Source organism: Ktedonospora formicarum, assembly GCF_016587355.1.
In the GTDB taxonomy this organism is placed as follows: Bacteria; Chloroflexota; Ktedonobacteria; order Ktedonobacterales; family Ktedonobacteraceae; genus Ktedonobacter; species Ktedonobacter formicarum.
The window spans coordinates 1,536,873-1,549,769 of sequence record NZ_BNJF01000002.1; the positions used below are offsets into that span (position 1 = coordinate 1,536,873).

Below are 12,897 nucleotides of genomic sequence, written 5' to 3' on the forward strand. Positions count from 1 at the left end.
GCAGTATGGAATCGTCTGAGGCGCAGGAGACGCGCGAACCACGAGCAACGCAGAAACTTACGCAGAAAGCGCTCCTGACGCGGCAGCGCATCATGGAGACAGCCTGGCGCCTGTTCGCGACGAAAGGCTATGATCAGACCACAATGCGCGAGATAGCGGCAGAGGCCTCGTGTTCCCTGGGACTGACCTATCGATATTTTGCCAGCAAAGAGGATCTCGTCCTGGAATTGTACCGCTGGCTGGTGCTCCAGTTAGAGGAACTGATTCCGCTGCTTCCTGTGACCTCCATCGCCGACCGTTTTCATCAGCTTATGCGCGCACTGTTGGAAGTCATGACACCTCACCGCTTAACGCTGGTTGCCTTATCTGGGGCGGCCCTCAATCCCCTCTCGCGCGCCGGGGTCTTCGGCAAGGAGGGAGCGGAAGTTCGTTACCGAGCGCGTGCAAGCTATCGTCTTCTGGTGGAGCATGCCAGGGATATCCCTCGTGCCTCACAGGTGGAGGATCTGGCGACGATTCTCTATGGCTTGCAGCTAGCCCTGGTTCTCTTCTGGCTCCAGGATCTGAGCCCTGAGAGACGCCAGACCGAGGCTCTTTTGCAGTTCATTCATGAACTGCTGGGGCGATTGCGCCCCTCTTACGGATTCCTTGGATCGCGCACCTCCTGGCTCGGTTCGCGCACATTGTTGGACCGCTGCTTGGGTCGGAAGGGGGATGATCAGTGCCAGCTAGGAAGCATGGCTCGCCTTAGCAAGAAGATGATCATGAGAGCAGGAACCTGTTGCCCTTTAGATGCGCAGGCTTTGCAAAAAAAACGTAGCTCCCTTCTAGCAGGAGATTCAGACGAACAACGAAGCGTTTGATAGCGTCCTGAAATGCACAGGATCGAGCCTGACTCCCGCCAGATGTGAACAACCACTTTGATAGCTTATGCTAAAGCGGTTGTTCACGGATTCCGACCTCTACACAGTATTGACTTAACACTGTGTAGAGGTACAGGCGCAGGATCATCAGGAGATTGAGGGCACAATGGGCAAGACGACATACGAGGGATGTGCCTCATCATGTAGGATCATTTGGTAGGCGACGACCAGCTCGGCATCGACGCCGAAGTCGTGACCTGTGTTGGGATTGCGATCCCAGCGCGGAAAATTGCTGCTGGTGATATCCAGGCGAATGTGATGCCCGCGCTTGAAGAGATTGCTGGTGGACCAGAGATCGATCTCGTACTCATAGGCGGTGCCTGGCTCGATCAGCGACGGCTCTTCACCTCGCGTGAAGCCACGATAGCGGGCACGAATGATGCCATCGGTGAGGTTTCGTGCGTAGCCGTCGGGATGCACATCGACTAGGCGTGCCACGAAGTCTGTATCCGGTGCGCTCGATTTCGCCCACAGCACGACTGTGATCGGTCCGGTCACCTCGGTGTCTTCTTCTAATGGTGGCGTGGTGTAGACCAGCACATCCCTCCGGCTCTCTGTGGCTCGTTGGTCATAGGGACCAGCTGGATATTCCACCGTCATCAGCAGCGCACCTCCGTGCGTGATAACCGGATTTGCGGGGTCGTAATTGTACGTATCCGCGGCCTCCTCACGTGGCGGGATTGTGCTCAGCGTCCCATTGCCATGTATGGTATTGGCTTGTCCGCCGCTGTGCAGGTAGTAGCGCGTCTCAACTGCGCGCGCCAGTGGCCATTCGTTCTCCTCGCGCCACACATTCGCGCCCATCACGAAGAGCCTGATTGGTGCCTCCTCCATGACGCCATTCTCAAGTCCCTTGAGCCAGTGATCGAACCAGCGCTGGTGGATGCTTTCCATGGAATTCCTCAGGTCAAGCGTCACGCTATTGGCGCCGATGCCAAAATTGATCTCGCCGACGAAGTTGGTGCGGTTCATATGCGACCACGGTCCAATCAACAACTGACTCTGGCGTGCTGCGCGCGTGCTGCCGCGCTCGTGCATGGCGCGAAAACTCTCGATGGTGCCCTGTAAGTAAAGATCGTACCAGCCACCAATATTGAGGGCTGGTACCTGTACCTGCTCATATTTGCCCGCCAGCGTGAGTCCATCCAATCCCTTACGATCCATCACATGCTCAAGCTCCTCAAACAACGCTTGCCCCGTGCCGGTGCGCTTGAGCGGCGCAAACTCTTTGAGCGGTAGGGACCAGTAACCCCGTGTGCCCAGTGCGTCAATCTCCTCCGCCAGTTCGCGCAGAGCCTGACCAAGTTTGCGCGGATCAGCCTCACCCTGGCATTGTTTGAGGACCACATCAGTTCCAACCGACTGTAAATGCCAGTTCGTATGCTTGCCCAGCTCAAAAGCCCCGGCCCGATACCGCGAGCCGTCCAGCGGGTCGCCCACAGTGATCATCGGCACAATTGTCTTGAGAGCAGCGGGCTGTAGGGTGGCTGGTGCCCACTGGGCAAAACCAGAATACGAGGCTCCAAACATGCCGATCTGGCCATTGCTATAGGGGAGACGCGCTGCCCACTCGATCGTATCCACCCCATCCATCCACTCATTGACATTCGGTTCCCATTCTCCCTCGGACGCGTAGCGCCCACGGGTATCCTGAATAATCACCACATACCCCCTGCGCGCCATCTGCGTAGGATCGAAGAGGGACGTTGCCAGTGGCAAATGCTTGCCATACGGAATGCGCAGGAGCAGCACTGGCCAGTGCCCCTCGCTTACCGGACGATACACATTAGCGCGTAGCACTACTCCATCGCGCATGGTCGCGGGCACATCATACAGGACTCGAACTTCACTTTCCTGCTTCTGAGTCATAAAGAGATGTTCCTCTCGTTTTCTCCTGGCCGCTCAGGCCATGGGTTGTGTCTTGTTCTCTAGTATTAGATAAGTCTTATATAAGACTTATCTAATACTAGACAGATTGTATAATAACGGCTGGGCCCTATGTTGTCAAGAGGAAACTCAGGAGGAAAAAGAGATGTCGCTTGCCTACGCTATTCTTGGTTGGTTGCACAAAGAACCCATGACGGGTTATGACCTCAAGAAGCAATTTGATCAGGGGGTTGGTTATTTCTGGCTTGCCGACCAAATGCAAATCTATCGCACTCTGGATCGGCTGGTGGAACAGGGGTATGCCTCGGTTCACGAAGAGATCCAGCACGCACGGCCCAATCGCAAGGTCTACACTGTGACAGAGACCGGGCGCGTGGAATTTCGCCGTTGGTTAACCGAATCTCAGGATCTGCCCATCTTCCGTGATCCTCTGCTCATTCAGGTCTTCTTCGCGTCTATCCTATCAAACGCTGAGGTTATTCAATTACTTGAGCAACAGCGTACCGCTCACAATGAGCGGTTGGCATCGTATCAACAGCTGGTCCATTTTCCCCTGGATGCGTTAGTTGGGACGTTAGGAGTGAGTCGCAGACAGATGCTCCGACGCCTAACATTAGAGCAGGGATTAAAACGAGAACAGGCGTATATTGACTGGTTGGAAGAGGCCATTGAAGTCGTGCGCCGCCTTCCAGAGTAAGAGGAAATTATACCTATTGGGGTAGGCTCTAAGGCCCAGAGACACACGCGAGCTGTCGTCTTTGAGTGCTTTCGCTTCTTCATCCTATCGTGGAGGCCGTGCGATCAGATGATCGGGAACAAGCACGAGCACTTGAGATCACATGGATCGTTGATCGAAGTGGTGATCTTGCAGCCCAGGCCTGATACCATCTCCGGGTAATGGGTGATCAAAAAAAGGAGTGGAGGCTGTTCCCAGCGCACCGTTCCATCTCTTTTGTACATCACGGCTGTCAAGGTTTAGGAGTCAGTACAGACCAAATGACAAGGATGTGCGTCAAAATCCTCGCCCGATGGTTTCTCAATTTCTTATGAGGCGCAAATCATAAGTTTCTGTTATAGAAATAGGATGAGTCTCGATCATTAACAAGGGGAACCTCCTATCATAAAAGAGCATCTCCATTTATAGTTCCTTAGATAGAGGAAATGATGCGGAATCGAAGATCAACAGCCAAGTAAGGTCCATTGCTTCAGCCATTTTCCTCAAGACTTGCTTTTCATTTCTCGTGCAAAAAGCCTTTGTAGCAGATGCTACAAAGGCTGGTTAAACTACACACATGATAAATGAGAAACAGGGGATGCTACATGACAAACAAAAGTAATTTGTTTGCTTCTGTTATTAATCATGAGGAGCGCATGAATCTCTCTGCGCACGGCGTGTTATATCCATGAAACCATCATGGAATGATTACTTAATCTACGCACTCTCCTCTGTTTCTTCATAACGGCCGCCCAGCCATCTGGCAAGAAATTTCTCTGCCGCTGCATAGAATTTGATGCGGTTCTCTGGCTTGGCAAAACCGTGTCCCTCGTCAGGGAAGAGCATATATTCGTAGTTAATGTCCTTCTCCTTCATGGCAGCTACAATCTGTTCGGACTCATTCTGTTTAACGCGAGGATCATTTGCCCCTTGTGCGATAAGTAGAGGAATCTTGATCTGGTCAGCTTTGAAGAGAGGTGAACGCGACTTTAAAAACTCCTCCTCAGTATCTGGATTCCCCACCCGCGTATGGAAGGTCGCCAGGAATGTGGACCAGTAGGGCGGAATCGTCTTGATCAGGGTAAGCAAGTTGCTAGGCCCAACAATGTCAACAGCGCAGCAAAAGAGATCGGGCGTAAAGGTTGCGCCAACGAGAGCCGCGTAGCCGCCATAGGACCCACCATAGATCGCGACCTTCTTGGGATCAGCAATACCTTGCTCAATAGCCCAATGCACAGCATCTACCAGATCGTCATGCATTTTTGCTCCCCACTCTTTATTGCCCGCATTTAAGAAGTCCTTCCCATAGCCAGTCGAGCCACGATAGTTGATCTGCAAGCAGGCATACCCCCTATTGGCGAGCCATTGTGCCTCGGCTCTGTAGCCCCAGCTATCGCGTGCCCAAGGACCGCCATGCACATTGAGTACCAAAGGCAGGGTGGTTTGTGATTCACCCTCGGGTAGCGTCAGGTAGCCGTGAAGCGTGAGACCGTCACGAGCCTGAAATGTAACTGGTTGCATTGGGGCTAGAAGATAGTTACTCAATTCTGGCTGATTGGTAAAGAGGAAGTGACCATTCTTGCTGGCACGATCATAGACATAATAGGCCACGGGACCATCATCTACAACATAACTTACAAGCCAGGTTTGGTCATCATCAGCCCGGCTAAGAATGAAGATATCACCAGCATGGAGTTCACGTAACCGCATGAAATCCTCTTGCAAGGAGGCATCAAGTATTGTCCATTCCACACGATCCCGATTAAAGGTAACCGCTTGAATCTCGTAGGTATCGTGATGTATCATCACGTTTTCAACATCATAGTGTGGATCTTCCGCCAGCACGCTCATTTCTTCAGTATCAAGCGCAAGTCTCACCAGACGTGAAGCATTCGCATTACGTGAGTCTATCATGTAGAGGCCATTACCATCGTGGGTAAAACTAACGGGGCCGCTTGTCTGTGCATCTTCAGCGGTCCATGTGATGAGCCTGCTCCATTCGCTCTCCTCCCGCTCACGTACTAACAGTTCATTGCCACCATCAGGAAGCGCTGTCACTGCTCCCCGTACCTTCAATTGTGTATCAATCACCCAACTGGCAACATTGCCAGGATTTTTGGCAACCAGCTGCAATTCGTCTGAGAGGAGATCAAGATGATAGACGTCATGGACACGAGGATCCTCTTTATTCAGCTCTATCAGTAACTCAGTGGGAAAATGCTTATCGCGACTTGCCACACGTGCCTGTACATTCTCAAATGGTGTGAGGTCGCGTGTCTCACGCGTTTCAATGTTTGTCAGATAGAGGTGCCAGTTCTCATCACCACCAATGTCCTGAATGTAGCCAATATGCTTGTTATCAGCCGCCCAGAAATAAAAGCGTATCCCTCGCTCTTTATCTTCGGTCACAGGCTGATAGTCGTCACCATCTAAAGAACCAACCCAGACATTGAGCGCATTATCAACGGGCGCCAAGTAGGCCAGGTGCTTGCCGTCTGGAGAGATTTGTGGGCTAGCCTTGACCGGATTCCCAAAGAGAACTTCACGTGGTATAAGCTGCTTGGTAGTGGCCTTCATTTTGGAGTTTCCTTCCCTAGACTAAAAGTACGAAAGAACGTGTAGATTTCTTCCACACTTTATTAACGTTCTTTGCATTCCTTTATGTCCAAAATTCTGGCTCTCCCGCAAAAATAGTGCTCAGTAATATCAAGAAATGGCTTTGGCATATGCTACTGTCGGAGTAATGTTGACAAAAGAAGAAGTCGCCCGATAGCGTGTCGCTTCCGGAACGGCTTCTTCTTTGGCGTTGTGCTCCTTGTCACCGATCGGTCCGAGGCCTGCCAGCGAAGGGATACCTGCGCACGCGACAAGCGCGTTTGCATCCGAGGTCCCATCTTTGAGCCCGGTGCCGTAGGGGAGGCCGAGACCTTCGGCCTCCTCCTGCCCCAGTTGAGCCAGCCGCCCGATTGATGCCGTCGCCGGGTAGGGAGGAGGCGACTTGAATGACACCTGAAGCGTTGCCGTTGGCAGTGCATCCGAGAAGTCTTCCTCCAAGAGGGGTCGCTGCCAAGTCTAGGTCCTGCTCCCTGAACATATTTGTGTGGCTGCCGTACTTGGTAAGATGTTCCTCAAGCGGATGCAGGTTATCTAATAATTACAGGAGCTTGTGATGAGGATCGCTGACAGGGAATCGTTGGGAAGATGTCCATTGAGGCCGTCAAAGTTGCCTCCCCAGTTATATGCCCCGCCGAAACTCTGGGAATTCCCCCATCCCGTATGTGTATTTTTATCGACGTTCTGGTAAAACGTACCGTTATTGCAGCCCCCATAGAAACTACTTGCCTGATCATTCCAGCTTACAGGCCAGAAGAGCCAATATTGCGTCAAATCAGCCCAACCCGTGCCGATGAAGCAGATCATACTCCCTTGATAATTGGCGTCCGAATAGATCTTGAGCGCACCGGTATAGGCTGAACAAGCATTATCGGTTGTTATAGCCGGCTTCACACTGGTCTTTGTGTTTCCGCTGGAACGCTGATCAAGACATTGGGAAGTGGCAGGGGCACTCCCGTGCAGTTGCACCAAGATCTGATGGCATGTGACAATCGCCTTCTTGGCAGAAGTGGGAGATGAGGCATAGGAGGGGAGTGTTGTGGCCAGTAAGGCGAGACAAGCAAGAAGACAGGCCAACATCACGCTCCAAAGGAGGCGGAACGAAGGATATCGCATGAATCCATCCTTTCATGTGTTCATGTCAAACAACAAATCACTTTGGCTCCGTTGAGCATTGCTTTCTTGCTTCTAGAAAGCAATGAGAGCATCTCAAACACACGCGTTATCCTAGAGGAAACTGCTCTCGACAGTGTTCTTATGTCTCATAAGCGAGACGACCTTACTGCTGGAGATTCCGTTTCCCTTTGATAGTGAAAGTATAGTGGCTCTGGCAGGGAAAGCTGTATAGCAAATTTATAGCAACTTTTGGGCTTTGATATAGCATGCTCAGGCGCAACGTAGCCACCATCTCCGCACCTGCTCAGAGAAAATGCTATGTACCTGATAGAATGGTTCGCCAGCAGAGTAGCACGGAGATTTTTCTTGAACACTGCCTCGCGCAAAAACTTGCCGTACTCATCAACTGCGGGTGTGGCAAGGTTTTGCTCGTTGAGCTTGTCCAGGGCAATGGAGAAATGGGTCAATGGGAGAGAACCGCACGTGATCAGAAAGAAGGAGAGAGTTTGTTGTTGATAACCCAAATTCCAAAATGTATACAGTGTGCCACTTGTCACACGTGGGCTCTGCCCAGCAATTGCAGTATAAACCCATCAATAGGCTGAAACCTCTATATCTGCTACAATAGCTCATCAATATAATAAACAGAATAGTAGTACTTTAAGTAAATAACTTTTTTGCTCATATAGTTACTTCCTCTTATAATATTTGACGATTTTATGAAAAGCATGTTACGCTGCCCCAGAGAAATGTTGAGTTTCATTTGCTTACCAGCCTCCAACATCGCCATTGCCTTTGGGCAGGTGAAGCTTTCTCTCGCTTGATACTACCTACCTAGCCAAACTTCGTGAGGAATGGATGTGGATGAAGACAGGATTGACGTGAGTGCGGGCTTAGACATAAGCCTTGAACTCTTCGCACTCCATCGCTTGAGCGGTACACTTCAGGCTGAACTCCATCGGGTTCCTGGACTTCCCAAGAAGAGCACCGCTAGATTGGAACTGGTCAATGGAGCGGTGGTGTCATGCTCTGTGATAGACAAACAAGGACAGCAGGCTCCAATTGCCAAAGAGGTCCTTATTCGTCTCAATGATGAGAGAGGACCTTTTGAATGGAGCTTTCACCCAGTAAAACCCACGTCACCCAATCACGTGACCAATCACCCACCCACCCAAACGCGTTCGCCTCAACCACAGAGGACGCCAACAGGCCAAGCGGGCGGCTCATTTCCGGTTGTGTCAGATACCAATATGCTCATTCCCCACGCTGTTGCGGTAATGAATTGGCACTGGTTTCACAACTGGACGCCACAGCAGCGTCAGGCATTGTTTATGGTATGGCGGTTGATTGACGGGCGGCATACCGTTTGGGAGATCAAAGAGGCACTGCAAGCATCTCACGCACCCACTCTGGTTGACGAGATACTCAATGCGCTTCTGACCTTGAAAGTGATTATTCTAAAGAAGTAGAGAAGAAGGAGAAAAGTGAAGTAACGTGAATATGAACATCCCCCCTGTGGAGACTCCTGTGGCTCCATCACCAGCCCGCTCCGTTGGTGACATGATGGAGACCAAAGGGGACCGTCTGGATAAGCTTTTCGGGTGGTGGTACAAACTCACAATGCCACCTCAGCCTCCAGCCAACGCCAGTATCATCAAAAAAGAAGCCTATCGACGGCATCGCACCATCAGCACAGTTGGCATCCTTTTCCTCATCATGGAAATTATAGATATTACCGTCGTGATCGGGGCTAGATCGATGGTTATGAATGTAGACTATGTGCTGGTCTATCTGTTCATCGCGGCCATGATGGTGGCGAATCGGCTTGGGCGACCTGTTCTTGCGGGCAGTATTCCCGTCTTTGGGTGTGAAATCCTCCTGGTTTTCACTATCATCTTTATGTATCCAGAGATGAATATCGTCAGTATCGTGTTCTATGGGCTCTTCGTCTTCATCGAACTGCTGTCGATTTCGCTGCTGCCCATCCGCTTTGTGTTTGTCTTCGCGGTCCTTGATTCGGCCTTTATTGTCCTTGACTACTTCTTCCAGCCAAAGGCGGTGGAGCTCACCCAGGCGATTGGGGCCAATGGCTTCGTCGTCTTCGGTGTTCCCGTGGCTTTGCAATTTCTGGTTGCGTTCATCTCCGCCCTGTGGGTCTCAACAGCCAGTGCCGCCTCGAAGCGTGCCAATCGCGCTGAGATGATGGCGGCCATTGAGAGCGCGGTGGCGAAGGACCGGCAGCTTGTTGATCAGGAAAAACAGGAATTAGAAGCGAGTATCCAACAACTTGTGCAGGTCTATGTCGATGCGAGCAACGGTCAAATGGTTGAGCGTATTCCCTATCCTCCTGCAAAAGTCCTTTGGCCTCTGGTTGGCGTCCTCAACGCGCTATGGATGCGCCTACGTAGTGCCCAATATACCGATGCAGAACTCATGAGGATGAAGCAAGCGATTACGGCCTATGATGTCCTGCTGCAAAGGACGGCCCAAACACCTAACCAACCTTTGCCATTGCTGCGTACAGGAACGGATATTGACCTCTTGAATATCTCACTGCAAGCCGTTCAAAAATCATGGCGTAGTGTAAGCAATACTTGATCATGTAAAACATCATCTCTCCCCAAAGAAAGAGAAGGATCTCATATATGGCAGAGACAATACACCCATCACCAACCGCCACAACACCAACGGCAAAACGCGTGCCTCAGTACCGATCACGCAATCCACTGAGCGCCACGCTGGCTTTTCAAAAACAGCCACTTCAGTTTCTTGGCTCGCTGGCAAAAGAGTATGGCGATATCGTGCAATTCCCCTTGCTCAACATGCAGATCGTGATGCTCAATCATCCTGATTACATCAAGCGGGTCCTGATTGATAACATCAGCAATTATGACAAAGATGTTTTCATCTATAAGATGCTGCATACCGTCATGGGTGAAGGACTCATCACCAGTTCGGGGGAGAAATGGAGGAAGCGACGACGCCTGATGCAGCCAGCTTTCCATCGCCAGCGCATTGAAAAGCTAGTGGATCTCATCAACGATATCACACGCGGCACCATTGAGACCTGGGAAGAAAAAACGGTACGCAATGAGACGATCTACGTCAAGGAAGAAATGCTCAAAATTACGCTCAAGATGGTGAGCATGGCTCTTATGAACATTGACGCCAGTGATGCCGCACAGGACTTTGGGCGGGCTTTCCAGACCTCCAATGAGGTCTTAGCCGCCTTTGCGCGTATGCCCTTCCCGCCACTCTCTTTCCCAACGCCCTCGCATCGACGTCTCCGGCAGGCGATCCAGCAAATGGATGTTATTTCCTACACAGTCATGCGCGAACGTCGTGAGCGCCAGGAAGACACGGGCGATCTGCTCTCGATGATGCTGGCCTCTGTGGATGAAGAGACGGGTGAAGGGCTCAGCGATCAAGAATTGCGCGATGAGATTCAGACTATTTTTATCGCCGGTCATGAAACAAGCGCAAATGCCCTCTCCTGGGTCTGGTATCTCCTCTCCCAACATCCTGATGTTGAAGCAAAACTGCACGAGGAGGTGGATCGAGTGCTGGGGGGGCGCGTTCCCACGATGGAAGATCTCTCTAAGCTGGTCTATACGAGGATGGTGATTGATGAGACGATGCGACTCTACCCAACGGTGTGGCAGTTGATGCGGCGTACCATCAATGATGACGTAATTGATGGTTACTACATTCCTGCCGGGAGCATCGTCTTCTGGAGCAATTATGAACTCCATCGTCATCCCGCCATCTGGGAGGATGCTGAGCGCTTTGATCCAGAACGCTTTGCACCTGAGCAAGTCGCCAAGCGCCCTCGTCATTATTTTATGCCCTTTAGTGGCGGACAACGCATCTGTATCGGCAATAACTTTGCCCTCATGGAGATGCAAGTGATGCTCTCGCTGGTAGCTCAAAACTACCGTCTTGTCTCACTCTCAGATCAGCCAGTTGAGCCAAAAACCGCCTTGGCGCTCGTCCCCAGTACGGACCTTCCCATGAAATTAGTGAAACGCTAAGCACGACCACTCTCATCACACGAGAAGAGAAGCACCAAGGCGGTTTGGTTTCCTTGGTGTTTCTCCCATTTATTGCATATTAATATGTATCACTTTTCACGCATCATGAAAAAAGCCGTATGACAAGGCTATTGTACACTTTGCCGAGAAGAGATGACAATCTCATCACTCGTCGCTGACGCCTCTGCATTCTGGTCCATCTCTCTTCAAAACACCTGGAAAAGCATCTATGGCAGCCGCTCGTCAGTACGACGAGTAAACAGGAGCATCAAGAAAGGCCAACCATGTGAGAGAAGCATAGAGCTTTTCTGGGATTGCTATACTCAAAATAAATACCGGGTGTTTTCTTGCCTCTCTTCAGATGCCAAGGATTTCTAGGCAAGGGGATGCGCCTACAACGATCCCTAAAGGAGAACGTGATGACTAGCTTACCCATACGCGATCCCATGCAAGACCACCTGCTGACTCCAAAGAATGCAGCACTGGTGCTCATCGACTATCAGCCGTTGCAAATCTACACCGTCAAATCGATGAATTCTGGCGACCTTATCAACAATGTTGTCACCCTCGCCAGGCTCGCGAAGGTGTTTGAACTTCCTATCGTTCTTACAACGGTCAATGTAAAGACTGGCGTGAATCCAGATACCATTCCACAGTTAAAAGAAGCACTCTCGGGTGTGAAATCGTATGATCGGACCTCTATTAATACCTGGGAAGATAAAGAGACGGTGGCGGCGATTAAAGCCACCGGGCGGCGAAAACTGATCATCGGTGCGTTGTGGACCGAGGCATGCCTGTTGTTTCCAACCCTTGACGCGCTCAAGGAGGGCTACGAAGTCTATCCCGTGGTGGATGCACTTGGTGGGACAACGTCTATGGCGCATGAGACCGCGTTACGCCGAATAGAGCAGGCTGGTGCACATCTGGTGACATGGAACGCGGTCGCATGTGAACTGCAACGCGATTGGGCACGGAAAGAAACGGTTAAAGGGTTCTTGCAGACGGTCATTGATCAGAATACAGATTGGGGATGGTTCGAGGAACTGCGAGGAGCAGGCAAAAGAAGTGCCGCTCCAGTGGCTGCGGGCGCCAGATCCAGGTAAATTTCAACCTTCTCCACCCAACAATTGCCACAAGAAGGCAAGCACAAGCACAACAACATACATCTCAACACTATCAAGGCACAAATCCCCCATACTCTAGGTGAGCAAGCGGCTCCAGTATGCTCCACTCACCTAGAGCATGGTAGCAGCGCCCACGCACTTAAATATTTCCCACGGAATCTACGGCCAGATAGAGATACATCCACCTCCCTTTGATTTTGACGTAAGTTTCATCGATGCGCCAGGAGTCATTGGAAAGCTTGAGGTGTGGTCGACATCGCTTGTTTCGCTCTGGGGCGTAGCGTTGCACCCAACAATTGATCGTGGTGTGATCGATAGTGAGTCCTCGTTCCATCATCATTTCTTCGACATCTCGATAGCTCAACGCAACCTTAAGTGGTGAAGGTCTCATTGTTCGAGCTCATTTTCCTCGACTTCTTTGAGTTCGTCACCAGATCATGATATTGTTGGCGGAATTAAAAAACTAGTTCGTGATTGAGCAGAATATC

10 protein-coding genes and 1 pseudogene are annotated in these 12,897 nt (G+C 51.1%); 6 read left to right on the forward strand and 5 right to left on the reverse strand.

Features of this window, described 5'->3' with window-relative positions; translation table 11 throughout:
- The first annotated feature begins 5 nt into the window (after positions 1 to 5).
- Complete coding sequence (locus tag K3T82_RS25480) at positions 6 to 863, forward strand: TetR/AcrR family transcriptional regulator (protein WP_236031519.1); 858 nt, start codon at positions 6 to 8, stop codon at positions 861 to 863.
- A 147-nt stretch (positions 864 to 1,010) separates the two neighbouring features.
- Here the strand turns inward: K3T82_RS25480 and K3T82_RS25485 are convergent, their stop codons facing one another.
- On the reverse strand, positions 1,011 to 2,792 hold the full coding sequence (locus K3T82_RS25485) for a CocE/NonD family hydrolase (protein WP_220196360.1): 1,782 nt from the start codon (positions 2,790 to 2,792) through the stop codon (positions 1,011 to 1,013).
- A gap of 163 nt (positions 2,793 to 2,955) precedes the next feature.
- On the opposite strand from K3T82_RS25485, the gene K3T82_RS25490 reads away from it, so the two are divergent.
- Positions 2,956 to 3,507: a PadR family transcriptional regulator gene (locus K3T82_RS25490; protein ID WP_220196361.1), complete on the forward strand. Its 552-nt coding sequence runs from the start codon at positions 2,956 to 2,958 to the stop codon at positions 3,505 to 3,507.
- 735 nt (positions 3,508 to 4,242) lie between these two features.
- On the opposite strand, the gene K3T82_RS25495 is transcribed toward K3T82_RS25490, so the two are convergent.
- From K3T82_RS25495 to K3T82_RS25505, 3 genes are all read right to left on the reverse strand, one after another.
- Positions 4,243 to 6,102 (reverse strand): S9 family peptidase, encoded by a 1,860-nt coding sequence (locus K3T82_RS25495; protein ID WP_220196362.1) that lies wholly within the window; start codon positions 6,100 to 6,102, stop codon positions 4,243 to 4,245.
- A 129-nt stretch (positions 6,103 to 6,231) separates the two neighbouring features.
- A complete protein-coding gene (locus K3T82_RS25500) occupies positions 6,232 to 6,579 on the reverse strand; it encodes a zinc-binding metallopeptidase family protein (protein ID WP_220196363.1) in 348 nt (115 codons plus the stop codon).
- Between the two features lie 93 nt (positions 6,580 to 6,672).
- Positions 6,673 to 7,254: a hypothetical protein gene (locus K3T82_RS25505; protein ID WP_220196364.1), complete on the reverse strand. Its 582-nt coding sequence runs from the start codon at positions 7,252 to 7,254 to the stop codon at positions 6,673 to 6,675.
- Positions 7,255 to 8,114: 860 nt separating this feature from the next.
- Here K3T82_RS25505 and K3T82_RS25510 point away from each other — a divergent pair.
- From K3T82_RS25510 to K3T82_RS25525, 4 genes are all read left to right on the forward strand, one after another.
- Positions 8,115 to 8,723 carry a hypothetical protein gene (locus K3T82_RS25510; RefSeq protein ID WP_220196365.1) on the forward strand — a complete coding sequence of 203 codons (609 nt, stop codon included), beginning with the start codon at positions 8,115 to 8,117 and terminating at the stop codon, positions 8,721 to 8,723.
- Between the two features lie 25 nt (positions 8,724 to 8,748).
- Entirely contained in the window at positions 8,749 to 9,852 is a 1,104-nt protein-coding gene (locus K3T82_RS25515; RefSeq protein ID WP_220196366.1) for a hypothetical protein, read from the forward strand.
- 47 nt (positions 9,853 to 9,899) lie between these two features.
- Positions 9,900 to 11,285, forward strand: a complete 1,386-nt coding sequence (locus tag K3T82_RS25520; RefSeq protein WP_220196367.1) for a cytochrome P450 — start codon at positions 9,900 to 9,902, stop codon at positions 11,283 to 11,285.
- A 419-nt stretch (positions 11,286 to 11,704) separates the two neighbouring features.
- Positions 11,705 to 12,388, forward strand: coding sequence for a hydrolase (locus K3T82_RS25525; protein ID WP_220196368.1), 684 nt, complete (start codon positions 11,705 to 11,707; stop codon positions 12,386 to 12,388).
- Positions 12,389 to 12,557: 169 nt separating this feature from the next.
- Here K3T82_RS25525 and K3T82_RS25530 read toward each other — a convergent pair.
- A pseudogene (locus tag K3T82_RS25530) lies at positions 12,558 to 12,785 on the reverse strand (DDE-type integrase/transposase/recombinase); the annotation flags it as partial.
- Positions 12,786 to 12,897: the final 112 nt, after the last annotated feature.